Raw genomic sequence first — 24,679 nt, 5'->3', positions numbered from 1 at the left:
AGCACGCATGTACAACCGCATCCTGATCGCCACCGACGGTTCCGAGCTTTCCGACAAGGCCGTGGACAGCGGGCTGGGCCTTGCCGCGCTGTGCGGCGCCAGCGTCGTCGTCGTCCAGGTGGTGCAACACTATCCGCGCAGCTACTTCGAGGGCGGCGAGACCGTGGACCTCAAGCAGATCGAGCGCATCGAAGGCCAGTGGACTTCCAACGCGCAGACCGTGCTGGATGCCATCCATGCCAAGGGACAGGCTCTGAAGGTCAACGTGACCACCGAGATCGTCAAGTCCGACCTGGTCGCCGAAAGCGTGATCGACGTGGCCAAGCGCCGCGACTGCGATCTCATCGTCATGGCCTCGCACGGCCGCAAGGGCCTGCAGCGCCTGCTGCTGGGCAGCGAGACACAGCATGTGCTCACGCACACCCATATCCCCGTGCTCGTCCTGCGTTGAAGGGTAGCGGCAGCCTCGGCGGCCGCCACACAAAAAAAGGCATCGGCGGCGCCGATGCCTTTTGCTTTTTCAATCAGGCCAGGGCGCAATCCGCACCCTGGCGCCAACTCAGGCGAACAGCTGCTTGTGTTCGTCGCGCAGCAGGTTCTTCTGCACCTTGCCCATGGTGTTGCGCGGCAGCTCCTGCACTACGAAGCAGCGCTTGGGAATCTTGAAATTGGCCAGCTGGCCCTTGAGAGCATCGACCACCGCCTGGGGCTCCAGGGCGGCCCCGGGGCGCGGCACGACCACGGCCACGCCCACTTCGCCGAAGTCCGGGTGCGGCACGCCGACCAGGGCGCTTTCGGCCACGCCGGGCAGCTCGTTGATGAAGCCCTCGATCTCGGCCGGATAGACGTTGTAGCCACCCGAGATGATCAGGTCCTTGCTGCGGCCCACGATGCTCACATAGCCCCGCTCGTCGAGCTTGCCCACGTCGCCCGTGCGGAACCAGCCATCGGCCGTGAACTCCTCGGCCGTCTTCTCGGGCATGCGCCAGTAGCCCTTGAACACATTGGGGCCGCGCACCTGGATATTGCCGATCTCGCCCACGGGCACCTGCTGGCCTGCGTCGTCCACGATGCGCACGCCCACGCCGGGCAGCGCAAAGCCCACGGTGCCGGCGCGGCGCTCGGACTGGCCGCCGTTGTGCGCGTCGGCGCGGTAGGGATTGGAGGTCAGCATGATGGTCTCGCTCATGCCGTAGCGCTCCAGGATGACGTGGCCGGTGCGCTCCTGCCAGTCGCGGTGCGTCTCCACCAGCATGGGGGCCGAGCCCGAGATGAACAGCCGCATGTGGGCCGCCGCCTCGCGCGTGAGCCGCGCGTCCGCCAGCATGCGCACGTAGAGCGTGGGCACGCCCATGAAGACGGTGGCGTCGCGCATGCGAGAGATCACCGTGCCGGGCTCGAACTTGGACAGCCAGATCATGGGGCTGCCATTGATCAGCGCGCCGTGGATGGCCACGAACAGGCCGTGCACATGGAAGATGGGCAGCGCGTGGATGAGCACATCCCCCTCCTGCCAGCCCCAGTAGTCCTTGAGCGTCTCGGCGTTGGACAGCATGTTGCCGTGCGTGAGCATCGCCCCCTTGCTGCGGCCCGTGGTGCCGCTGGTGTAGAGGATGGCGGCCAGGTCGTCCTCTCCGCGCTCCACCACCTCATGCTCGTCGCCATGGTGGGCCGCGCGTTCCAGCAGCGTGCCGCTGCGGTCGTCGCCCAGGGTGTAGACATGGGCCACGCCCGAGGTGAAGGCGATCTTGGAGACCCAGCCGAAATTGCCCGGCGCGCAGACCACGACGGCGGGCTCGGCATTGCCCACGAAGTATTCGATCTCGGCGCTCTGGTAGGCCGTGTTCAGCGGCAGGAAGACATGGCCGCTGCGCAGCGTGGCCAGATAGAGCATCAGCGCCTCGACCGACTTTTCCACCTGCACGGCGATGCGGCTGGCGGGCGGCAGTTGCAGCGACTGCAGCAGGTTGGCCATGCGCGCGCTGCCACGGTCCAGGTCGGCCCAGCTGTAGAACAGGCTGGCGCCGTCCGCGCCTATGGCCTCTACGGCCCACTTCTGCAGATCCTGGGGAAAGGCGGCGCGCAAGGCAGCGAACAGATTGCGGTTGGTCATGGCTGTGAAGAAGAAGGAAGAGTCCGCGGGAAGCAGGGAAATCTCAGGCACGTTCATGGTTGGGCGAAGGCTGCGCCACGGACAGCTCGCGCAGGATGCGCTCGCGGTCCGCGTCCAGCGCGGGCGGCTGCCTGCGCACCAGGGGCTGATCGCACGCGGCCAGCAAGGGGTTGCCCGCCACGCGCAGCGTCTGGCCACCGGGGGCCTGCACCTGGGCCAGCATGCCGCGCTCGCGCACCTGGGGGTGCTCGACGACATCGGCCACGCTGTTGTACTCCCCCGCCGGGATGCCATTATCAGTGAGCAGGCGCAGCCAATGCGCCCTGGGACTGTCCCGCAGGCGCGCCTCCAGCGCGGCCTTGAGTTCGGCCTGGTGCTCGCAGCGCAGGGCATTGCCGGCAAAGCGCGCGTCCTCGGCCAGTTCGGGCAATTGCAGCAGGCTGCACAGCTTGCGGAACAGCGCATCGCTGCCCACGGCGATGACGAACCAGCCGTCCTGCGCCGCGAACACATCGAAGGGTGCCATGGACGGATGCCGCGTACCCATGGGCCCCGGCACGCTGCCCAGCGCACCGAGCCGCGCCACGGGGTTCTCCAGCAGGGCCACCTGGCAGTCGAGCATGGAGACATCGACACGCTCGCCCTGCCCCGTGCGGGCGCGGCGCATGAGTGCGGCCTGCGTGCCGATGACGGCATACAGCCCCGCGCCCAGGTCGCCGATGGACACGCCCACGCGGCAGGGCCCGGCGCCCGGGTGGCCGGTCACGCTCATCATTCCGCTCATGGCCTGCACCACCATGTCGTAGGCAGGAAAGCCGCTGTAGGGGCCCGTCTGGCCAAAGCCAGAAACCGACGTCATCACCAGCCGGGGATGGCGCGCATGCAGGGTCTCCCAGCCATAGCCGAGCTTGTCCATGGTGCCGGGGCGGAAGTTCTCGACCAGCACATCGGCGCCTTGCAGCAGGCGCTCGAAGACCTCGCGGTCCTGCGGCTGCTTGAGGTCCAGCGCAATGGATTCCTTGTTGCGGTTCACCGACAGGAAATAGGCCGAGCCCCCGTCCACAAACGGCCCGATGCCGCGCGCATCGTCGCCCGTGCCGGGCTGCTCCACCTTGATCACGCGTGCGCCCAGGTCGGCCAGCATCTGCGTGCACATGGGGCCGGCCAGCACGCGCGTGAGGTCGATGACGGTAAGGCCTTCCAGCGGCAGGCCCGTGGCTTGTTCATTCATAGGGATTTCCATATCGTTATCTATTGCTTGATGCGACACCCACAACCCGTGGGACCGGCGGGGCCCAAGACCAGGACACCGAGGAAGGGCCGCTCCCGCACCGAGGGTGTCGTCCCCCCCGCGAAGCGAGAGGGGGAAGGCGCGTGGCGCCTCAGGGGGTGTCTCACTGCAGCCCGGCGCCGGAACGCTGGGTCAAGGCCTTGGACTCCTGCCCTTCCTTGAGGGCCCAGGCGCGGAATTCTTCTAGGGATGCCGAGGGCGCTGCCAGATTGCCCTGCTTGGCCAGCCTGGCCTTCACATCGGGGTCTTCCAGGGCCTTGGTGCTGGCATCGAACAGCTTCCTGGCCACCTCCTCGGGCAGGCCCGCCGGTGCGAACAGCCCGAACCAGAAGGTGTAGTCAAAGCCCGGCACGCCGGACTCCTTCATGCCCGGCAGCTCGGGAAACAGCGGGGAGCGCTCGGCCGTGCTCACGGCCAGCATGCGCAGCTTGCCGGCCTGGGCCAGCGGCAGCACCGAGGGTGGCGTGCCGAAGGTCAGGTCCACATCGCCGGCGGCCACGGCCTGTATCGATGGCGCACCGCCCTTGAACGGCACATGCAGCATGCGCAGGCCGCCGCTGGCGCCCGCGAACGACAGCGTGGCCAGGTGCGTGATCACGCCTGCGCCCGAGGAGGAATAGCTGAGCTTGTCGGGCTGGCTGCGCGCCAGCGCCACCAGATCGCCCACGCCCTGGCCCGGAAAATCCTTGCGCACGGCCAGCAGCATGGGGGCCGAACTCCAGCGCGTGATGCCCGTGAAATTGCGCGCGCCGTCATAGCGCGCGCTCTTGTAGAGCAGCTGGTCCGAGCCATAGATATTGGCGCTGCCCAGCAGCAGCGTGTAGCCGTCAGGCGCTGCACGCGCCACATGCTCGGAGGCCAGCGTGGTGCCGGCGCCCGGGCGGTTGTCCACCAGCAGGGGCTGGCCCAGGATCTTGCCGACCTTGTCTGCCACGATGCGCGCCACCGCATCGGCACCGCCACCGGGCGGAAATCCCACGACCAGCGTGACGGGCCGGGCGGGATAGGACTGGGCCATCGCGCCACCGGCCAATCCGGCCAGCAGCAACGACAGTGCAAAACGCTTGAACATGGCTTGTCTCCTGTTTATTGATACCCCCTGAGTCGCTGCGCGCCTTCCCCCAAAGGGGGACGACACCCTCGGTGCGGGAGCGGCCCTTCCTCGGTGTCCCCGAGTTGGGCCGCGCCGGTTCCGTGGGCTGTGGGCGGTAGGCAGCACCACGGGCAATCTGCGTGTATGCGGGAGGATGCGGTTCAGCGCCCCTTGAACTCCGGACTGCGTTTCTCGCGCCAGGCCCGGCCGCCTTCCTGCAGGTCTTCGGAGGCGATGCTGCGCTGCACCTCGCGCGTGATCTCGGCCACGTCATGGCGGCCGCGCGCGATCAGGTTCAGGTGCTTTTTCATGCCGAACAGGGGGATGGGCGCCATGGCGGCCAGCGTGCCGGTGAGCTGCTCCACGGCCGCGGCGAAGGCGGCGGGATCGGCCAGATGGGTGAGGAATCCGCAGGCCTTCATCTCCGGGGCCTGGATGCGCTCGCAGGTCAGGAACAGCCGCTTGGCCGTGTCCAGGCCCAGGCGCGAGACATAGCGCTCCAGCCCGCCCGCGTAGAAATGCAGGCCCAGGCGCGCGGCCGGCATGAACATCTCGGCCGCCGTGCTGCCCACGCGAAAGTCGCAGGCCAGGGCCATGTCGGTGGCGCCGCCGTAGACGCCGCCGTGGATGGCGGCCACGGTCACGGCGCGGCATTGCTCGATGGCGTCCACCATCTCGCCGAAGCTGCTGCCCTCGGTCTGGCTGCCCTGGATCTCTGATATATCATAACCACTGCAAAAGTACTTGCCTTCGCTGCGCAGCACCACCACGCGCACGTCGTCGCGGTGGTTGATATGCTCCATGTGCGCGACCAGCGCGCCCAGGTCTTCGGGGGCCAGCTTGTTGGCCGCTTCGGGACGCTGCAGCGTGATGGTGGCCAGGTGATCCTGGATGTCGAGTCTGGGTGTCATATGTATCAGTCGGTAAATCAGATATATTTGAATTAGAAAATGCTTCCAGCCAAGCAGCCATTGGAGAAAACCCCGGCCACGTCCAGCCTGCAGGAGCGTATACGGCAATCGCTGGAAGACGAGCTGCGCTCGGGCGCCATGCGGCCCGGCGACGCCATCGACGAGCCGGCCCTGTGCGAACGCTTCGGCGCCTCGCGCACCCCCGTGCGCGAGGCGCTGCTGCTGCTGGTGGCCAAGGGGCTGGTGGAGATCGTTCCGCGCTCGGGCATCTATGTGCGGCGGCTGGATGCACGCGAGCTGGTGGCCATGATGGAAGGCCTGGCCGAGCTGGAAGGCGTGCTGGCCCGACTGGCTGCCACGCGCATCCATGCGCAGCTGCGCGAGCGGCTGCAGGCGGCGCTGGCACACACCGCCGCCTGCGCCCAGGCGCAGGATGCCGAAGGCTATGTGCAGGCCAACATGCAGCTGCACGAACTGATATACGAGGCCAGCGGCAACGACTTCATCGTGGAGCAGACGCGGCTGCTGAGGCTACGCATCACGCCCTACCGGGGCCGCATGTTCGAGAAGCCCGGCCGGCTTGCGCGCTCGCAGCAGGAGCACGCCACCGTGGTGGCCGCCATCTGCGCAGGCCAGGCGGAGGTGGCCGCCGAGGCCATGCGCCAGCACATCTGCGCAGGCGGCAGCGCCTTCACCGACATGGTGCTGGGCGCGCCCGCGCAGGCGGGCTACGAGCGCCCGCGCAAGTCAAGGTAGCCCGAAGAGGGCTCAGGGCCGCACTTCGAAGGCCAGGAACTGCGTGACCTGGTTGTCCGCGAAGTTGTTGTCGGCCACCAGCACCAGGGTGCGGTTGCCGTTGGCCAGGCGCGGACCCCAGGAGATGCCTTCGATGTTGTCCAGCTTGACGCCCTGGTAGGTCACGGGCATTTCCAGCAGCAGCTCGCGCTTCATGGGCTTGTAGCTGGCGCCCACCAGGCTCTTGAAGCTGCGCACATCGGTGGTGTCGGGCTCGATGGTGGCGCGCGTCAGGCGGATGGTGTTGCCCACGCCATCGGCAAAGGCGCGCTCGATGGCGATGAACTCGTTGTTGGAGACGGCCAGCAGCTCGGGCAGGCCGTTGTCCGGCGGAAAGCTGCCGCTGGCGGCCTTGTCCAGCGGAATCTTCGGGAGTTGGTAGGCGTACTGCGCGCCGGACTTGCCCGTGGCCGGATCGAGCTTGAGGACGCGGATGACGCTGCCCGCCGCCAGCGTGGTGAGGGGGCCGTCTTCCACCAGCGCATCCTCGTTGGCAGTGAACACGCTGCTGTCGGGCGTGACGGCCAGGGCCTCGAACAGCTTGTTGTTGCGCCCTCCGCTGGTGGTGTTGTCCACATAGTTGAAGGCCGCAGGCGTCTCGAAGTCGCGCACGAAGCTGCCGTCGACCCTGATCTCGCGCACAAAGGGCTGGAACAGGCTGGCGGGGTCGGTGCTGAAGTTGCCCTCGCTGGACACGTAGAGGTTGCCGTTGGGCGCCACGCGGATGCCTTCGGGGTCCACGGTGCGGCGTGTGCCGGGCAGCGGCTGGCCGTCGCGGCCCTTGAGCGTGACCATCTTGCGGATGGTCACGGCCTGAATGGCCTTGTCATCGAACTGAATGCCCAGGTTGTAGAAGCGCGGCGTGCCACGCTCGCCGCCACGCTCATCGGAGATGGCCCAGTAGCTGCCATCGGGCGCGCGGTCCAGGCCGGAGATGCCGCCGAACTCCACGCCGTCGAACAGTGTCTTGGTCTTGATGCTGTAGTCGCCGATCAGCCGCAGCGAGCCGATGGTCTCGGGGCCGTCGTCGCTGCCACCGCAGCCTGCCAGGCCCGTGGCCGTGCCGAAAGCCAGGACCAGCGCGAGCAGCACGGATGCGGGCGAGCGGACCTTGTCTGCCTTGTTCATATTCCCTCCCAGGATGGATCTCAGAAGGGATGGACCGTAGCCAAGGCCCGTGACAGGGTGGTGACATGCACGCGCATGCCACCGCCCTGTCCCTGCCCTGCCCCTGCCCTGACCGGCCCCTCGTCCGCTACTCCAGCTTGGCGCCCGAGGCCTTGACCACCTGCGCCCAGCGCGCGATCTCGCCATGCACCATGGCCGCGAACTGCTGCTGGTTCATGCCGCCGTAGTCGGCGCCGTTGCGCGCCCAGATGGACTTGATCTCTTCGGCCGAGCCTATGCGCTGCACCTGGTCGATGACCTGGGCCTGCACGGCCTGCGGCGTGCCCTTGGGCGCCCACAGGCCGTACCAGGTCGTGACCGTGTAGTCGGGCAGGCCGGACTCGGCCGCGCAGGGCACGTCGGGGAAGGCGGGGTTGCGCTTGTCGCCAGAGACCATCAGCGCGCGGATGCGTCCGCTCTTGATGTGCTGGGCCGACGAGCCCAGGCCGTCGAACATCATGTCCACATTGCCGGCGATCAGGTCCTGCAGCGCCGGGCCCGCGCCCCGATAAGGGATGTGGGTGATGAAGGTATTGGTCTGCAGCTTGAACAGCTCGCCGGCCAGGTGGTGCGAGGTGCCCGCGCCCGCCGAGGCGTAGTTGAGCTTGCCCGGCCGCTTGCGCAGGTCGGACAGCAACTCCTGCACGGTCTTGTGCGGCACGTTGCGCGGGTTGACCACCAGCACCTGGGGCACGCTGGCCAGCAGGGCCAGCGCGATGAAGTCGCGCTCCAGGTCATAGTCCAGGCGCGGGTACATGGATGGCGCAATCACATGGTGTGTGCCGCCCATGAAGAAGTTGTAGCCGTCCGGCGCCAGCTTGGCCGCGTAGCTGGCGCCCAGGGTGCCGCCTGCGCCGCCGCGGTTGTCGATCACCAGGGTCTTGCCCGCGCTCTTGGCGAACTGGGCCGAGAACGGCCGGGCAAAGGCATCGGTGCCCCCGCCGGCCGGAAACGGCACGACCAGGTTCACGGGTTTGGACGGCCAGTCCGCCGCCGCGCGGGCTGCCATGGGCAGGGCCAGCGCGGCCATCGAGGCCCCGGCTGCGCGCAACACCGCGCGCCGCCCCGTGGGGTGGGAAGCTTGCATGACTTGTCTCCTTGTCGCCTCTTTGAGGCTGTCTTCGTTGTCAGGCGCAGCAGTCCCTGTGCAAGAAAAGGGGCACGGCCTGCGCCGCGCCCCTTTTCATTTGCACAGGGCTTCGATGTCCGAGGACACCGGTATGCGGCCCTGCGCCAGCAGGCCGCGATGCTTGTCCAGGCGCTTGAGGTCGTAGAGGTAGTTGACCATCAGCCCCAGCGACTGCTTGAGTCCCTTGGCCGAGAGGTCGGCCGCCCAGTTGAGCCGCTCCACGCGCGCGCCGTTGCCCAGGTGAAAGCGCGCCACCGGGTCCAGCGGCCGGCCCTTGGCCGTCTCGCGCCCCAGATAGTGGGCGGCGCAGAACAGCAGGGCGCGGCGCACGGGTGCGTCGGGCTTGAGATCCTGCGGCGCGTCCAGCGCCGCCAGCAGGTGCTCGGCGCCCATGCCGCCGGCCTTGAGCTCGAAGGCCTTGCGCTGGCGCTCGTCCATCTTCTCCAGGATGGCATCGCCGTGCTTGGCGATCCAGGCACGCAGGCCCGGAATGGGAGACAGCGTGGCGAAATGGCGCAGCCGGGGGAACTCGCCCGTCAGCGTCTCCACCACATGCTTGATCAGCGAGTCGCCAAAGCTCACGCCGCGCAGGCCGGTCTGGGTGTTGCTGATGGAGTAGAAGATGGCCGTGGTGGCGCGGCCCAGATCGGCGGCCGCCGCCGTCTCGTCCAGCAGCGGGGCGATGCTGTCGGACATCTTGTCCACCAGCGCCACCTCCACGAAGATCAGCGGCACGGTGGGCATGCGCGGGTGGAAGAACCCGTAGCAGCGCCGGTCGCTGTCCAGGCGGTTCTTGAGGTCGGCCCAGCTGCGGATGTCGTGCACGGCCTCGTACTGGATGAGCTTTTCGATCAGCGAGGCCGGCGAGTCCCAGCTCAGGCGGCGCAGCTCCAGCAGGGCCACGTCGAACCAGTTGGCAAACAGGTGCTCCAGCTCGGCGTCCAGCGCGGAAAAGCGCTGCTGCTCGGCCTTGGGCAGGGCCAGCAGTTCGGCGCGCAGGTCCACCAGAAAGCCCATGCCGCCCTGGGGCTGGGCAAAGCGCTGCAGCAGCCGCGTGCGCGGCGACATCAGCGCGCGGCGCAGGTCCATCTCGGCCTGGCCGCGCTCGGCATCGCTGGCCGCCGTGTCATAGCGCTTGCGCGCGGCCATCAGGGCTTCGGTATCGGGGCCGAACTGCTCGACGATCAGCGCCCAGAAATCCTTGTGCGCAGGCAGCTCGGCCTGGGCGTACCAGTCCATGAGCAGTTGCGCATGGCGGCCGCCCTCGACATCGCTCAGGCCGGCGTCGGCGGCAGCCTGCAGGTCTTCCATGAGCTTGCGCAGCTCGCGCGGGGACAGCACTTCCTGGCCGCGCCGCAGGGTGGCCTGCAGGCGCTGGGCCGTGCCGCGCGGCGCGGGTCCCTTGGCTGCCTCGCCCTCGGACTTTGTTGCAGGCGCAGCCGCATCGGTGCTGCGAAAGCGGGACACATTGCGGGCAATCCAGTCAGTAGCCAGACCCATTCAGAAGTTCCTCCATGTCAAGCGGTCACGGGACTGTCATGCCGCCAATCGGCCAATGACAATCTTTTGCTGCTCACATTATGAGAGTCTGCACGGCAGACCGTGTACGCCGATGTCGCGTTCTTGTCTTCGGGCTATCCCCATGCATGCCCCTGCCCCCTCTCGCGCCAACCTTGCACAAAAAAAGCGGGCACCAGGCCCGCTTCGTATCCGTGCGTACCGCCGGCCTCAGGCCGGCTTGCCCGCCTGGGCAGGATAGGCCGGGCGCCCCGCGGCCCAGAACCACATGGCGATGCCGCCGATCACCATGGGCACGCACAGCCACTGGCCCATGCTCATGCCCAGCGACAGCAGGCCCAGGAAGTCATCGGGCTCGCGGAAGTACTCGGCAATGAAGCGGAAGGCGCCGTAGCCGACGAGGAAGACCGCCGCCACCTGGCCCGGCTTGTGCTCCTTGCGCGCATACAGCCACAGCAGCACGAACAGCAGCAGGCCTTCCAGCAGGAACTGGTAGACCTGCGAGGGGTGGCGCGGCAGCATGGAGCCGCTTTGCGGGAAGACCATGGCCCAGGGCAGCTCGGGGCTGGCGAAGCGGCCCCACAGTTCCCCGTTGATGAAGTTGCCGACGCGGCCGGCCGCCAGGCCCGTGGGCACGCAGGGCGCGACGAAGTCGGCCACCTCCAGCCAGGAGCGGGCCCGCGAGCGCGCGAACCAGACCATGGAGGCGATCACGCCCACCAGGCCGCCATGAAAGCTCATGCCGCCCTGCCAGACATAGAAGATCTCCAGCGGGTGGCTCAGGTAGTAGCCCGGCTTGTAGAACAGGCAGTAGCCCAGCCGGCCGCCGACGACCACGCCGAGCACGCCCAGGAAAAGAATGTCTTCCACGTCCTTGCGCGTCCAGGCGCGGTCGCCCTGCATGCGCACGAAGGGCGGGTGGCGCAGCCTGCGCGTTCCCAGCCAGAGAAAGAGGCCGAAAGCGGCCAGATAGGTCAGGCCGTACCAGTGCACGGCGAGGGGCCCGATCTGCAGGGCCACGGGATCGATCTGCGGGTACATCAGCATGGTCGGCATTGTGCCGCAGCGCCGCATGGCCGGCGCCGGCCAGGGGTTGGAAAGCTGGCGGCGCGGCGGTTCAGCCCGGCTGGCTTTCCTGGATGGCCATGAGCTTGTCCAGGGCCGCGAACAGATGGCGCTGTTCGGTGGAGGTCAGCAGTTGCTCCAGCTCGTCTTCCAGCTGCACCACCACGCCCTCGGCCCGCGCCTGCAGCGCGCTGCCTTCGGCCGTCATGTGCAGCTGCTGCAGCCGGCGGTCGCGCGGATCGGGCTGGCGCCCGATGAGCCCGCGCTGCACCAGGCGCTCGACCACCGGCACCAGGTTGGAGGGCGAGATGTCCAGCGCCTCGCCCAGCTGGCGCAGGTAGATGCCGGGATTGGAGTGGATGAGCACCAGGATGGAGAACTCGCTGGGCTTGAGGTCCAGTTCGGCCACGCGCCGCGCGAACAGCTTGTGGATGTGGATTTCCGCGCGCGTGAGGCGGTAGCCCAGGAAACGCTGCAGGCGCGACTGATCGACGGCGGGTTCGGAGGAGCTGTCCATGGACACGGATCTGGAAGAGGAAGAAGGCACACCGAGGCAAAGCCGCCCCGGCGCCTGCGGATCTTCAGGGCCGGTGCGGCGTTCCATCATAAAAGCCCCGGCTGCCCGCTCAGGCCACGGCGGCCGGCAGCGGCGTGCGGGCGGCGGACTCGGTGCGGCGCAGCCAGTGCTCCGCATCCAGCAGCCCATGCGCGAAGAACCAGGCCGCGCTGTCCGCCTTGGAGCGGCGCAGCGCCGGATCGGCCAGCGGCTGGCTGACGCGCGCCGCGCGCGCCCAGGCAAAGGCCATGCACAGCGTGCCGACCAGGCGCAGATAGTCCTCGGCGCAGCGCGCCAGCAACGGGGCGTCGCCTGCGGCACGGGCGCACAGCGCGCCCGTCAGCGCTTCGGTGCGATCGCTCCAGCTGCGCAGCGCGCCGGCCAGGCCGGGCTCCATGCCCGCCGCCTCGCAGGCAGCGGCCTCCTCGCGCAGTGCCGCCAGCAGCGGCGCCAGCGCGGCCCCGCCGCTGGCGGCCACCTTGCGCTGCAGCAGGTCCAGCGCCTGGATCTGGTTCGTACCCTCGTAGATCATGGCGATGCGCGCATCGCGCAGCGTCTGCTCGATGCGGTACTCGTGCACATAGCCGTAGCCGCCGAAGACCTGCAGCGCCTCGCTGGCCAGCGCAAAGCCCCGCTCGGTGAAGAAGGACTTGACCACGGGTGTGAGCAGCGAGGCCAGCGCATGGGCCTGGGCGCGCTCCTCGGCATCCGGCGCCTGTTCGGCCAGGTCCAGCTGGTGCGCCACCCAGCCTGCAATGGCGCGCATGCCTTCGGTCCAGACACGCAGGTCGGCCAGCATGCGCTGCACGGCCGGCTGCAGGGCGATGGGGTCGGCGGGGCCCTGCGCATCGGCGGGCCGGGGCTGGGCGCGCATCTGGCGGCGCTCGGCCGCATAGGCGCGCGCCAGTTGCCAGGCCATCTCGGCATGGCCCAGGCCCTGCAGGCCCACGTGCAGGCGGGCGGAATTCATCATCACGAACATGGCGGCCAGGCCCTGGTGGGGCTGGCCCACCAGCCATGCCTGCGCACCCTCGAAGCGCATGGCGCAGGTGGCGCTGCCCTTGATGCCCATCTTCTTTTCGATGCCGTCGCAGTGGATGGCATTGGGCAGGAACCCGCCGCCGTCCTGGGGAATGCCGCGCGGCGCCAGGAACAGCGACAGCCCGCGCGTGCCTGCGGGAGCATCGGGCAGGCGCGCCAGCACCAGGTGCACGATGTTCTCGCTCATGTCCTGGTCGCCGCCCGAGATGAAGATCTTGCTGCCGTCCAGGCTGTAGCTGCCATCGCCCCGGGGCCGGGCCTGGCTGCGCAGCAGGCCCAGGTCGGAGCCGGCCTGGGGCTCGGTCAGGCACATGGTGGCCAGCCAGCGCCCGCTGACGATGTGCGGCAGGTAGGTGGCACGCAGGTGCGCGTCGCCATGCGCGTGCAGGCAGGCATAGGCGCCGTGCAGGATGCCCGGGTACATGGTCCAGCCATGGTTGGCCGAGGCCAGCATTTCGTGCAGCGCGGCATCCAGCAGCTGAGGCAGGCCCTGGCCGCCGGCCTCCGGTGCGCAGGCCAGGGCCGGCCAGCCGGCTTCCACGAAAGCCGCATAGGCCTCGGGAAAGCCGTCGGGCGTGCGCACCCTGCCCTCTTCCAGTCGGCAGCCCTGCAGGTCGGCCGGGCCGTTGAGCGGCGCCAGCACGTCGGCGCAAAAGCGCCCGGCCGCCTCGACCACCATGTCGGCCGTCTCCTGGTCCAGGGCTTCATGGGCCGGCATGCGGCGCCAGTCGGCCTCTGCGCCCAGCCAGTGCTGCTGGACGAAGCGGATGTCCTGCAGCGGCGGCTGGTAATGCGAGCAATGCGATGCCTGCGCGCTCATGCCCGGCCCTCCATGGCCGCGACCAGGCGGCGGTAGGGGCCGATGGCGCTGGCCAGGCACAGCACGGACAGCAGCGCGGCCAGGGCGGACACCAGGCCCAGCGACAGGCCCACGAGCTTTTCGTCATGGAAGACGAAGTCCGTGAAGAAGGCCACGAGGAAGGGACCAAGCCCCAGGCCGATCAGGTTGATCAGCAGCAGGTAGATGGAAGTCACCTGGCCGCGCAGCTGGTTGGGCGTGACCGCCTGCAGGATGGGCGGTGCCAGCGCCACCGGCATGCCCAGGAAAAAGGTGGTGACCGCCACGGCCACCAGGGCCACGGTGGGCGAAGGCGCAAAGGCCAGCACCAGGCCGCTGGCGATGAGCACGCCGGTGGCCACCAGCGAGATGACGATCGACCCCACCTGCTTGCCGCGCGCCGTGAGGTAGTCGGCCAGGAAGCCGCTGAGCAGCATGCCGCCAATGCCGAAGGTCAGGATGATGACGCCGTAGGCGGGACCGATCTCGCCGGGCGTCCAGCCCCACTGGCGGATGAAGGTAGCCGGCAGCCAGGCCGTGACGCCGAAGGTGATCATGGCCGTGATGCCCGGCGCCAGCAGCAGCGGCAGGAAGGCGCGCTTGTTGCGGAACACATGGGACAGATCGGGCGCGGGGCCTGCTGCAGCGGCGGCCCTGGCGGAGGCGCCTGCCGCCTGCAGGCCGCGGCGCACCGGCTCGCGCACGGTGTACATCAGCGCCACCAGCGCAATGCCGGGCAGGGCCACGAAGATGAAGGCCGCCTGCCAGGGCTTGAAGCTGCCCAGCAGCGGGAACACCACCTCGCCGGCCTGGCTGGTGGCCTGGATGACCAGGCCGCCCACGATGAAGGCCGTGGCCGAGCCAATGTACACGCCCGAGGTGTAGATGCTCATGGCGCGCGCGCGGCGCTCGGGCGGGAAGTAGTCGGCCAGCATGGAATAGGCCGCCGGCGACAGCGCCGCCTCGCCCACGCCCACGAACATGCGCGCCACGAACAGCGAGACAAAGCCCGTGACATAGCCGCCGGCCGCCGTGGCCACCACCCAGATCGCCATGCCGATGACGATGAGGTTGCGGCGGTTCCAGCGATCGGCCAGGCGCCCCAGGAAGATGCCGACGAAGGTGTAGAAGATGGCGAAGGCAAAGCCGTGGACGATGCTGAACACCCAGTCCGACAGCTGCAGATCCTTCTTGATGGGCTGCACCAGCAGGCCCAGGATCTGCCGGTCCACGAAGGACAGGGTGTAGGCCAGCAGCAGGATGATGGTGACGTAGTAGGCATAGCCGAGTCCGTTCGACTCGGCCGGCGTGGGCGTGGACACGCGGCCCGGCGGGTAAGGCAGGCTCATGGAGACCTCCTGTGGAGGAAGGGGAAGCGGAAAAAAGAAAGCGGGAAAGCGAGAAAGGGCTGCGCATGAAAAGGGCCGGCGCACCGCGCCAGCCCTTGCGCGATCATCAGCCCGCGCTGTGCTCCACCAGCATCAGCGCATCGAGCGCCACCACGCCCTTCCCTTCGGGCAGCACGATGACCGGGTTCAGGTCGATCTCGCGGATGGCCGGCGTGCCGCGCAGCACCTGGCCCAGGCGCACGATGAGTTCGGCCAGCGCCTGGCGGTCCAGCGCCGGGGCGCCACGGTAGCCGTGCAGCAGCGGCGCGCCCTGCAGCCGGTCCAGCTCGCGCAGCACCTCGCCGGTGGACAGGTCGGCGTCCAGCAGGCGTGCATCGCGCATGATCTCGGCCGTCACGCCGCCCAGGCCGGCCAGGATCACCGGGCCCCACTGCGGATCGTTGCGCGCGCCGATGATCATCTCCAGGCCGCGTTGGCCCATGGCCTCGATCAGCACGCCGTCCAGCGCAATGGCGCTGTCATAGGCCGCCACGTTGGCATGCAGCCGGCTCCAGGCCTCGCCCATGGCCTGCGCATCGGCAATGTTCAGGATCACGCCGCCCGCATCGCTCTTGTGGCTGAGGTCGGCCGACTGCGCCTTGAGCGCCACGGGCCAGCCGATCTCCGACGCAATCGCCACGGCCTGCTCGACCGAGGTGGCCAGCCGGCCGCGCGCAAAGGGTATGCCGGCCTGTGCCAGCACGGCCTTGGATTCGTACTCGGGCACCACCGTGCGGCCTGCGGGCAGGGCCAGGGCGACGGGCTGGGCATCGGTTCGCTCGAAACTGCGCTGGCTGAAGGCAGTCAGGCGCTGCACGGCGCGCAGGGCACGCTCGGTGCTGGGGAAATACGGCACGCCCAGCGCACGCATCTCGGCAATGAACTCGGCAGGCACGGCCGCGCCCTCGTCCAGGCCCGCGACGATGACGGGCTTGGCCGGCCGCAGCTCGCGCATGGCGCGCAGCACGGGTGGCATCTTGATGCCGCAGGTCACCGGGTCGCCCTGGATCAGGCCGACCAGGACGGTGGAAAAGCGCGCATCGCCAAACAGCGCGTCCAGCGTGCGGAAATACAGATCCGGCTCCACCAGGCCCTGGGCCGTGAGGTCCAGCGGGTTGCTCACGCCCACGAACTCGGGCAGCGCCGCACGCAGCGCGGGCGAGTCGTCGTCGCCGATGGCGGGCAGGGCCAGGCCCAGTTCCTCGGCCCAGTCCAGCGTCAGCGCCTTGAAGGCGCCGGACTCGCCCAGCACGGCAACTCCCGCTGCAGCTGCTGCACCGGTCCCACCGGCCGCACCAGCCGCACCAGCTGATGGCAGCACGGGGCAGCGGATGGCGATCTCGGCGATGTCGCCCAGCTCCTCCAGTGTCTCGGCAAACACGGCGCCTGCGCGCTCCAGCTTGGTGCGCATCAGCGCATAGTCGCCGGCCATGGCACCGGTGTGCGTGGCGGCCGAGGCGCGCGCCGCGCTGCTCTTGCCCGGGTGCAGCAGCACCACCGACTTGCCCAGGCTGCGCGCGCGGGCCACGGCGGCCAGGATGCGCGCGGGCTGGCGGAACTGCTCGACGATCATGGCGACCACGCGCGTGGAGGGCTGCTCCAGCAGGAAGTCCACATAGTCCTCGGCATGGCTGGCGGCCTCGTTGCCCGTGGAGATGGCGTGCGACAGCGGCAGCGCGCGGCTGGCCAGCGTGGTGCACAGCACGGTCATCATGGCGCCGCTTTGCGAGACCACGCCGATCGCGGGCCGCGTGGCATCAGCCTGCTGCGCGTCGATATTCACCTCGACAAAGGTCAGCGGCACGCGCTGCAGGTAGTTGATGCAGCCCAGGCAGTTGGGGCCTTCCACCACCATGCCGGCCTCGGCGGCAATGCGTGCGATCTCGCGCTGCTCGGCCATGCCGCGCTCGCCCGCCTCGGCAAAGCCTGCCGAGAAGATCACAGCCGCGCCCACGCGGCGCGCCGCCAGTGCGCGCACTGTCTCCAGCACAAAGGGCTGGGGGATGGCCAGCACAGCCACATCCACGCCTTCGGGCAGCTGATCGACCGAAGCCAGGCAGGCCCGCCCGGCGATCTCGCTGCGCTTGGGATTGATCAGGTGGATGTCGCCGGCAAAGCCGTTGCGCTCCAGATTGCCCAGCACCGATGCGCCCAGCGCACCCGGCGTGGCCGAGGCGCCGACGATGGCGATGGAACGCGGCCTCAGCAGCCTGCCGATGTCGGGCCGCAGGGCGGCCGCCATCTCTGTCGTTGTCATTCTTGTCTCCAATGGGTTGGCGGCAGGCGCCCTAGCAGCGAGGGCGCGGCCACTCAGGATGTGCGGGTCTTCAGGACTTTTGCTTCGAGAGGTCGTAGGTTCCGAGACCTGGCTTGTAGGTCTTGTCGTCGAGGAACTGGCGCATGCCTTCCTTGCGGCCTTCGTTGTCGAAGCTGTTGGCGGCTTCCTGGGCACGCACCAGGTAGTCCTCGGCGTTGTCGTAGCTCATGTCGCGCACGCGGCGGATGGCGTCCTTGGTGGCCTTCAGGGCGCTGGGGTTCTTCTGCAGCAGGGCCTCGGCCACTTCGGTGACGCGGGCCTGCAGGCGATCGGCCGGCAGCGACTCGTTGACCAGGCCCCACTCGGCGGCCGTGCGGCCGTCGATGTTCTCGCCCAGCATGGCGTGGTACATGGCACGGCGGAAGGACAGCAGCTCCACGGCCACCTTGGAGGCGCCGCCACCGGGCAGGATGCCCCAGTTGATTTCGGACAGGCCGAACTTGGCGTCATCCGAGGCAAAGGCCAGGTCGCAGGCGAACAGGGGGCCGTAGCCGCCGCCGAAGCACCAGCCGTTGACCATGGCAATGGTCGGCTTCTGGAACCAGCGCAGGCGGCGCCACCAGCCATAGCTCTCGCGCTGGGCCTTGCGTGTTCCGGCCAGACCGGTGGCCTCGGTCTCGCGGAAGTATTCCTTCAGGTCCATGCCGGCCGTCCAGGCCGTGCCTTCGCCTGCAAGCACGACCACGCCCACGTCGTCACGGAACTCCAGGTCGTCGAGCACACGCATCATCTGGCGGTTGAGCTGGGGGCTCATGGCGTTGCGCTTTTCGGGGCGGTTGAATTTCACCCAGGCCACGCGGCCTGTGACGGTGCAGGACACGGTCTGTTCTTCGGTACGTTCGGTGCTCATTGCGCTTCCTTGTGCAAAGGGGAAATGGGGTTTTGGACACCGATGCTTCGGCTCCATAATCGTTATGATAAATAACTATTATTGAAGCCCGCAATACAGCGTTTACCCTAGCCCCAGCCCCCCGCCAGCCTGCCGCGATGCGAATGCTTCTGCGTCGCGCATGCATGCAATGCGCCGTCCACGGGGAATTGCAGCGCGCGCTTTGGCCCGAGGGCCGGTTCACGCGATACTTGCGGCGTTCACACAGTCAGGAGAAGAAGAACATGCAAGGCCAACCAGAAGTCATCGAATGCCTCATAGAGTTGCTGCGCGGCGAGCTTGCCGCGCGCGACCAGTACTTCATCCACTCGCGCCAGTACGAAGACCAGGGCCTGCTGCGCCTGTTCGAGCGCATCGGCCATGAGATGGAAGAGGAAACCCAGCACGCCGACGCCATCCTGCGCCGCATCCTGTTCCTGGGCGGCCGCCCCGACATGCGCCCGCACGAGTTCACGCCCGGCGAGACCGTCGAAGAGATGCTGCGCAAGGACCTGGCCACCGAATACCGCGTGCGTGACAGCCTGCGCTCGGCCATGGCCCTGTGCGAGCGCCACAGCGACTACAACAGCCGTGACCTGCTGCTGGCCCAGCTGCGCGATACCGAGGAAGACCACGCCTACTGGCTGGAGAAGCAACTGGGCCTGATCGAGAAGATCGGTCTGCCCAACTATCTGCAAAGCAAGATGGGCGAGCCGGCCTGAATGAAGCTCCCCCTGAGACGCTTCGCGCCTTCCCCCTCTCTCGCTTCGCGGGAGGGGGACGACAGCCTCGCGGCGGGGCGGCCCTTGCTCGCTGTCCCTTGTTTTGGCCGCGCCAGTTTTTCAGGCACTTCCCATAAATGAGAGTGGGCTGTTTGCTCCACGATGAAAACCCGAACCGGCAGCCACGATGAAACGGCAAGCCGGTCGCCCCGCGGTGGGCCGCCCCGCGATGAAACAAGAGCCCTCAAGGGCCTGAGAGAAGAGAAAAGAAAAAGGGATGGAAAGCCGCAAGGCCTTCCATCCCTTTTCATTTTCATCGGGTGCGCACCGCCGGGCGGCGGTGCTGCCCGGTGTCAGTCGTCCAGCAGGGACAGGTCGCGCACGGCGCCCTTGTCGGCCGACATCACCAGCTTGGCATAGGCCTTGAGCGCGGCCGAGACCTTGCGCGGGCGCGGCTCGGCGGGCTTCCAGCCCTTGGCATCCTGCTCGGCACGGCGGCGGGCCAGCTCCTCGTCGGAGACCAGCACGTTGATGCTGCGGTTGGGAATGTCGATGCGGATGCGGTCGCCGTTGCGCACCAGGCCGATGGCGCCGCCAGCGGCAGCTTCCGGCGAGCAGTGGCCGATGGACAGGCCCGAGGTGCCGCCCGAGAAGCGTCCGTCGGTCAGCAGTGCGCACTCCTTGCCCAGGCCCTTGGACTTGATGTAGCTGGTCGGGTAGAGCATTTCCTGCATGCCGGGGCCGCCCTTGGGACCTTCATAGCGCACGACGACGATGTCGCCGGCCTTGACCTTGTCGTCCAGGATGTTCTGCACGGCCTCGTCCTGCGACTCGGTCACGTGGGCCGTGCCTTCGAACACGTGGATGCTTTCGTCCACGCCGGCCGACTTGACCACGCAGCCGTCCAGGGCGATGTTGCCGGTCAGCACGGCCAGGCCGCCTTCCTTGGAGAAGGCGTGCTCGTAGGAGCGGATGCAGCCTTCTGCACGGTCCAGGTCCAGGCTGGGCCAGCGCGTGTTCTGGCTGAAGGCCACCTGGGTGGGGATGCCGGCCGGGCCTGCCAGGTAGAAGTGCCTGACGGCCTCGTCCTGGGTGGTGGTGATGTCCCACTGCGCCAGGCCTTCGCCCAGGGTCTTGGCATGCACGGTGGGCACGTCGGTGTGCAGCTTGCCAGCGCGGGCCAGCTCGCCGAGGATGGCGAAGATGCCGCCGGCGCGGTGCACATCCTCGATGTGGTATTTCTGCGTGTTGGGCGCCACCTTGCACAGCTGGGGCACGGAGCGCGAGAGGCGGTCGATGTCGGCCATGGTGAAGTCGATCTCGGCTTCACGGGCAATGGCCAGCAGGTGCAGGATGGTGTTGGTGGAGCCGCCCATGGCGATGTCCAGCGTCATCGCGTTCTCGAAGGCCTTGAAGCCCACGGAGCGCGGCAGCACGGAGGCGTCTTCCTGCTCGTAGTACTCGCGGGCCAGCTCGACGATGCGGCGGCCGGCGCGCTTGAACAGTTCCTCGCGGTCGGCATGCGTGGCCAGCACCGTGCCGTTGCCGGGCAGGGACAGGCCCAGCGCCTCGGTCAGGCAGTTCATGGAGTTGGCGGTGAACATGCCCGAGCAGGAACCGCAGGTCGGGCAGGCCGAGCGCTCGACCTGGGCGACCTGCTCGTCGGTGTAGTTGGAGTCGGCCGCGATCACCATGGCATCGACCAGGTCCAGCTTCTTGAACTCCAGCTTGTGCGTGTTGGGATTGGCCAGCTTGGTCTTGCCCGCTTCCATGGGGCCGCCGGAGACGAAGATCACCGGAATGTTCAGCCGCATGGCGGCCATCAGCATGCCGGGGGTGATCTTGTCGCAGTTGGAGATGCACACCAGCGCGTCGGCGCAGTGGGCGTTGACCATGTACTCCACCGAGTCCGCGATGATGTCGCGGCTGGGCAGCGAGTACAGCATGCCGTCGTGGCCCATGGCGATGCCGTCGTCCACGGCAATGGTGTTGAATTCCTTGGCCACGCCGCCTGCGGCCTCGATCTCGCGCGCCACCAGCTGGCCCAGGTCCTTGAGGTGGACGTGGCCCGGAACGAACTGCGTGAAGGAGTTGGCGATGGCGATGATGGGCTTGTCGAAGTCGCCATCCTTCATGCCGGTGGCACGCCACAGGGCGCGCGCACCAGCCATGTTGCGGCCGCCGGTGGAAGTCTTGGAACGGTATGTAGGCATCGTGGGATCGTCAAAAGTAGCGAGCAACCGGCAGGCTCGGCTCCCGGGGTGGCAATTATGTCCCACACCGGGGCAAAGCATGTACCACACTCTCCAGATGGCTATCATCTGCTGCGCCGACGCCAGTGCACGCGGCTGGCGTGCCCTCCCGCTTCCACCGCCCTTTGCCCTATGCGCGTTCTTGTCGTAGAAGATGATCCCGCCCTGAGACTGGGCATCTGCCGCAGGCTCCAGGCCGAGGGCTGGCAGGTCGATGCCGTCACCGACGGCGAGTACGCGCTGACCGCCACCGCCACCCAGGACTACGACATCGCCGTGCTGGACCTGGGCCTGCCCCGGCGCCCCGGCATCGAGGTGCTGCGTGCCTGGCGCGCGCAGCGCAAGGCCCTGGCCGTGCTGATCCTCACCGCCAGCGACGGACTGCAAAACCGCCTGCTGGGCCTCAACGAAGGCGCCGACGACTACCTGGCCAAGCCCTTCGAGCCCGAGGAACTGGTGGCCAGGATGCGCGCCATCGTGCGCCGCAGCCACGGCGGCGCCAGCAACCTGCTGACGGTGGGCGCGCTGAGCTTCAACACGGACACGCGCGAGCTGTTCCTGCAGGGCGAGCGCCTGGCGCTCAGCCCCCGGGAAGCCGCCCTGCTGGAGCTGCTCATCAGTGCGCCCGGCGCGGCCGTGCCCAAGAGCCGCATCATCTCGACCATGTCCAGCTGGGAGGCCAACTTCAGCGCCAATGCCGTGGAAATCTACATCCTCAAGCTGCGCCGCAAGCTGGCCGGCGCGGGCGTGCGCATCGTGACGCTGCGCGGCATAGGCTACGTGCTGGAGGCCGCTTGACCGAGTCCAGCCCCCACCTGCCCGGCTGGCGGCGCTGGTTTCGCCTGAGCCTGAAGCGCCAGGTGCTGATGCCCATCGCCGCCCTCTGGGTGGCGTCCTTCTTCATCGCCACCGGGGCCGCCTACTGGCTTGCGGGACGCAGCACCAGCGACGCCTTCGACCGGCTGCTGGCCGATGACGCCCGCGCACTGGCCGCGCAGTTGCGCTGGAAGGAGGGGCAGGCCTATTTCGACGCCAGCCGCGAAATGGCCGACGCCCTGGTCTTCGACTCCCTGTCGCAGAACCACTACGGCGTGGTCACGGCCTCCGGCAGGCAGCTCATCGGAAGCCTTCCCCTGCCTCCTTTGCTGCAGCAGGAGTCGGCTGCCGACGCAAGCCCCATGTTCTTCGGCCACCAGGCCGCCTCGGGCGCCGCCCTGCGCGCCGTGGCGATCCTGGTCCGGCCCCAGGGCGGCGGCGAGCCCGTGTGGGTGGTGGTTGCCGAGTCCAAGACCAAGCGGCGCCAGGTCAAGGACCAGATTGCCACGGCCATCTTCGTGCCTGCAGGGCTGGCCGGCTTCATCATCCTGCCGCTGATCTACCACGGCATCCGCCGCGGCCTGGCGCCTGCACGGCGCGTCAGCGCCCTGGTCGTGCAGCATGGCGAGAACGAGCTGTCCCCGCTGTCCGTGGAAGACGTGCCCGAGGAGCTGCGCGACCTGGTCGCCCACACCAATGCGCTGCTGCTGAGGCTCAAGGCCTCCGTGGACGAGCAGCGCCGCTTCATCGCCGATGCGGCCCACCAGTTGCAAACGCCCATGGCGGGCATACGCCTGCTGGTGGGCGACATGCGGCGTACGCAGCATGCGGACCCGCAGCAGCCCATGGATGCCGAGGTGCTGGCCCATCTCGACGAAGTCGCGGCACGCGGCGCACGCATGGTGCGCCAGTTGCTGGCCTATGCGCGCGCCGAGGAAGAGTCCGTGGTCGAGGACCAGCTCTTCGACGCGGCACAGGTCGCCCGGCAGGCGGCCCTGCGCTGGCAGGACCGTGCCGATGCTGCCGGCCGCTCGCTCCGGATCGAGGGGCCGGAGCCGGCTGCAACAGGCGGCGCCAGCACCGTGCGCGGCTCGCCCACCCTGCTGGGCGAGGTGGTCTCCAACCTGGTGGACAATGCGCTGCGCTATGGCGGCCCCCATGTCGCCGTGCAAACCCGGGTGCAGGCGCACGAGGACCTGGTCCGCATCCAGGTCAGCGACGACGGCCCCGCGCTGGATGCGCAGACCCGTGCGCAGATGCTGCTGCCCTTTTGGCGCGGCGACCATGGCCAGCCGGAAGGCTCGGGCCTGGGCCTGTCCATCGCCCTGCGCGTGGTCCAGCGCATGGGCGGCCGGCTGGCCGTGCACAGCGGCCCCGGCAGCAGGGGAACCTGCGTCCAGATCGATCTGCCACGCCAGCACGGCCCCAGCTTGGCCGACGTAAAGCCAACTTAAAGCCTTGGCTGCCTAGACTGCCGCACAGCACGGCCAGGCCCACTGGGAGTGGGCCGCCCTGCATGCAACCAGCAAGGAACGTGGTCCCATGGCAGCTGAACAACAATCCCCACCGGCATCGGCATCGGCATCGGCACCGTCCCGCGCGCGCGCCCTGCTTTGGTTGGCCGTGGCCGCCGCCTGCACCGCCGCAGCCATCGGCATATGGACACTGGGCCCGCACCACGCGAGCGCCGAGACCGAGGACCCGCCCCCCTCGGTGGCCGGCAAGGTCCAGGCCGACGTGGTGCGCGTGGCCCCCGATCAGGCCGCCGCGCTGGACGTGGGCCCTTCCCAGGAGCGCCCGTTCGAGAACCTGCGCAGCACCATCGGCATCATCGACTTCAATCAGGACCACACCACGCGCGTGTACTCCGCACAGCAGGGCCGCATCGTGAAGGTCCTGGTCAAGGCCGGCGATGACGTGAAAGCGGGCCAGACGCTCTACACGGTGGCCGTGCCCGAGATGGCCCAGGCTGCCTCGGCGCTGATCTCCAGCGCGGCCACGCTGCGCTCGGCCAACGAAACGCTGCACCGCGCCGAAGCGCTTGCGCAGGAAAACAGCATCCCGCAAAAGGAACTGCAGCAGGCCCAGACGGACCAGCAGACGGCCCAGGCCGCCCACGATGCCGCACGCCAGGGCCTGCGCCTGTTCGAGTTGAGCGATGCGGAGATCGCCCGCATGGAGCGCGAGCGGCAGGTCGGCAAGGAAGTTGCCGTGAAAAGCCCCATGGACGGGCGCGTCACCGCGCGCTCGGCCCAGCCCGGACTGCTGGTGCAGCCCGGCAGCGACCCGGCCCCCGTCACCGTCTCGGACCTGCGCACGCTGTGGATGGTGGCCAGCGTACCGGAGTCGCAGTTCAGCGCCTACCGCACGGGCCAGGCCGTGCAGGTGCGCGTGCAGGCATGGCCGGGCAAGGTGTTCGAGGGCAAGGTCTCCTATGTGGGCGACAGCGTGGATGCCGACAGCCGGCGCCTCGTGGTGCGCGCCGAGGTGGCCGATCCGCGGCACGAACTGCGCCCGCAGATGACGGCCGACTTCAGCATCACCGTCGCTGCCCCGCAGACCTCGGTGGCCGTGCCCGCCGAGGCCGTGGTGCGCGAGGGCAGCGGTGCCGACGTGGTGTGGGTCGCCTCGGACAGCGACGAGAAGGGGCCGCGCTTCGAGCGCCGCAAGGTCGTGCGCGGGCAGACCGCCGACGGCCTCGTGCAGATCACGGACGGTCTGGCCGGCACCGAACGCATCGCACGCCGCAACGCGCTGTTCCTGAGCGGCCTCTACGAAACCGACGCACAGTAAGGAGGC

At 68.6% G+C, this 24,679-nt stretch carries 20 protein-coding genes; 6 read left to right on the top strand and 14 right to left on the bottom strand.

The window, feature by feature from the left end; all coding sequences use genetic code 11:
* Positions 1-7 precede the first annotated feature (7 nt).
* Positions 8-451, top strand: a complete 444-nt coding sequence (locus tag DACI_RS13900; RefSeq protein WP_012204620.1) for a universal stress protein — start codon at positions 8-10, stop codon at positions 449-451.
* Positions 452-559: 108 nt separating this feature from the next.
* On the opposite strand, the gene DACI_RS13895 is transcribed toward DACI_RS13900, so the two are convergent.
* The 4 genes from DACI_RS13895 to DACI_RS13880 all read right to left on the bottom strand — a co-directional run bounded on the left by DACI_RS13895 (position 560) and on the right by DACI_RS13880 (position 5,408).
* Complete coding sequence (locus DACI_RS13895) at positions 560-2,113, bottom strand: malonate--CoA ligase (RefSeq protein WP_043783380.1); 1,554 nt, start codon at positions 2,111-2,113, stop codon at positions 560-562.
* 43 nt (positions 2,114-2,156) lie between these two features.
* Positions 2,157-3,344: a CaiB/BaiF CoA transferase family protein gene (locus DACI_RS13890; protein ID WP_043781451.1), complete on the bottom strand. Its 1,188-nt coding sequence runs from the start codon at positions 3,342-3,344 to the stop codon at positions 2,157-2,159.
* A 163-nt stretch (positions 3,345-3,507) separates the two neighbouring features.
* Complete coding sequence (locus tag DACI_RS13885; RefSeq protein ID WP_012204617.1) at positions 3,508-4,476, bottom strand: Bug family tripartite tricarboxylate transporter substrate binding protein; 969 nt, start codon at positions 4,474-4,476, stop codon at positions 3,508-3,510.
* A gap of 182 nt (positions 4,477-4,658) precedes the next feature.
* The gene (locus DACI_RS13880) at positions 4,659-5,408 is read right to left on the bottom strand and encodes an enoyl-CoA hydratase/isomerase family protein (protein ID WP_012204616.1); all 750 of its coding nucleotides are present in this window, start codon (positions 5,406-5,408) and stop codon (positions 4,659-4,661) included.
* A 39-nt stretch (positions 5,409-5,447) separates the two neighbouring features.
* Between DACI_RS13880 and DACI_RS13875 the strand changes: the two genes are divergently transcribed.
* A complete protein-coding gene (locus DACI_RS13875) occupies positions 5,448-6,164 on the top strand; it encodes a GntR family transcriptional regulator (RefSeq protein WP_013803234.1) in 717 nt (238 codons plus the stop codon).
* A gap of 12 nt (positions 6,165-6,176) precedes the next feature.
* Here the strand turns inward: DACI_RS13875 and DACI_RS13870 are convergent, their stop codons facing one another.
* From DACI_RS13870 to DACI_RS13830, 9 genes are all read right to left on the bottom strand, one after another.
* On the bottom strand, positions 6,177-7,331 hold the full coding sequence (locus DACI_RS13870) for an esterase-like activity of phytase family protein (RefSeq protein WP_012204614.1): 1,155 nt from the start codon (positions 7,329-7,331) through the stop codon (positions 6,177-6,179).
* 127 nt (positions 7,332-7,458) lie between these two features.
* Positions 7,459-8,457: a Bug family tripartite tricarboxylate transporter substrate binding protein gene (locus DACI_RS13865; protein ID WP_012204613.1), complete on the bottom strand. Its 999-nt coding sequence runs from the start codon at positions 8,455-8,457 to the stop codon at positions 7,459-7,461.
* A 96-nt stretch (positions 8,458-8,553) separates the two neighbouring features.
* The gene (locus DACI_RS13860; protein WP_012204612.1) at positions 8,554-9,999 is read right to left on the bottom strand and encodes a malonyl-CoA decarboxylase; all 1,446 of its coding nucleotides are present in this window, start codon (positions 9,997-9,999) and stop codon (positions 8,554-8,556) included.
* Positions 10,000-10,227: 228 nt separating this feature from the next.
* On the bottom strand, positions 10,228-11,073 hold the full coding sequence (gene lgt / locus DACI_RS13855) for a prolipoprotein diacylglyceryl transferase (RefSeq protein ID WP_225614206.1): 846 nt from the start codon (positions 11,071-11,073) through the stop codon (positions 10,228-10,230).
* A 61-nt stretch (positions 11,074-11,134) separates the two neighbouring features.
* Positions 11,135-11,599 carry a MarR family winged helix-turn-helix transcriptional regulator gene (locus DACI_RS13850; RefSeq protein ID WP_034391791.1) on the bottom strand — a complete coding sequence of 155 codons (465 nt, stop codon included), beginning with the start codon at positions 11,597-11,599 and terminating at the stop codon, positions 11,135-11,137.
* 109 nt (positions 11,600-11,708) lie between these two features.
* Entirely contained in the window at positions 11,709-13,499 is a 1,791-nt protein-coding gene (locus DACI_RS13845) for an acyl-CoA dehydrogenase (RefSeq protein WP_012204609.1), read from the bottom strand.
* Entirely contained in the window at positions 13,496-14,866 is a 1,371-nt protein-coding gene (locus DACI_RS13840; RefSeq protein ID WP_012204608.1) for a spinster family MFS transporter, read from the bottom strand. The genes DACI_RS13845 and DACI_RS13840 overlap by 4 nt, the downstream gene beginning before the upstream one ends.
* A 106-nt stretch (positions 14,867-14,972) precedes the next feature.
* Entirely contained in the window at positions 14,973-17,162 is a 2,190-nt protein-coding gene (locus DACI_RS13835) for an acetate--CoA ligase family protein (RefSeq protein WP_012204607.1), read from the bottom strand.
* Between the two features lie 70 nt (positions 17,163-17,232).
* The gene (locus DACI_RS13830; RefSeq protein ID WP_012204606.1) at positions 17,233-18,072 is read right to left on the bottom strand and encodes a p-hydroxycinnamoyl CoA hydratase/lyase; all 840 of its coding nucleotides are present in this window, start codon (positions 18,070-18,072) and stop codon (positions 17,233-17,235) included.
* A gap of 263 nt (positions 18,073-18,335) precedes the next feature.
* Between DACI_RS13830 and bfr the strand changes: the two genes are divergently transcribed.
* On the top strand, positions 18,336-18,812 hold the full coding sequence (gene bfr / locus DACI_RS13825) for a bacterioferritin (protein WP_012204605.1): 477 nt from the start codon (positions 18,336-18,338) through the stop codon (positions 18,810-18,812).
* Positions 18,813-19,165: 353 nt separating this feature from the next.
* Here bfr and ilvD read toward each other — a convergent pair whose 3' ends face one another.
* Entirely contained in the window at positions 19,166-21,025 is a 1,860-nt protein-coding gene (ilvD, locus tag DACI_RS13820) for a dihydroxy-acid dehydratase (RefSeq protein WP_043781438.1), read from the bottom strand.
* Between the two features lie 171 nt (positions 21,026-21,196).
* Between ilvD and DACI_RS13815 the strand changes: the two genes are divergently transcribed.
* The 3 genes from DACI_RS13815 (at position 21,197) to DACI_RS13805 (ending at position 24,673) form a co-directional block, all read left to right on the top strand.
* Positions 21,197-21,862, top strand: a complete 666-nt coding sequence (locus DACI_RS13815) for a response regulator transcription factor (RefSeq protein WP_012204603.1) — start codon at positions 21,197-21,199, stop codon at positions 21,860-21,862.
* The gene (locus DACI_RS13810) at positions 21,859-23,334 is read left to right on the top strand and encodes a sensor histidine kinase (RefSeq protein ID WP_012204602.1); all 1,476 of its coding nucleotides are present in this window, start codon (positions 21,859-21,861) and stop codon (positions 23,332-23,334) included. The genes DACI_RS13815 and DACI_RS13810 overlap by 4 nt, the downstream gene beginning before the upstream one ends.
* A gap of 88 nt (positions 23,335-23,422) precedes the next feature.
* The gene (locus DACI_RS13805; RefSeq protein ID WP_012204601.1) at positions 23,423-24,673 is read left to right on the top strand and encodes an efflux RND transporter periplasmic adaptor subunit; all 1,251 of its coding nucleotides are present in this window, start codon (positions 23,423-23,425) and stop codon (positions 24,671-24,673) included.
* The last annotated feature ends 6 nt before the right edge of the window (positions 24,674-24,679 follow it).

This window comes from Delftia acidovorans SPH-1, assembly GCF_000018665.1.
Classification (GTDB): domain Bacteria; phylum Pseudomonadota; class Gammaproteobacteria; order Burkholderiales; family Burkholderiaceae_C; genus Comamonas; species Comamonas acidovorans.
The sequence above is the reverse complement of the archived record's forward strand: the minus strand, read 5'-3'. Positions and strand labels throughout refer to the sequence as shown.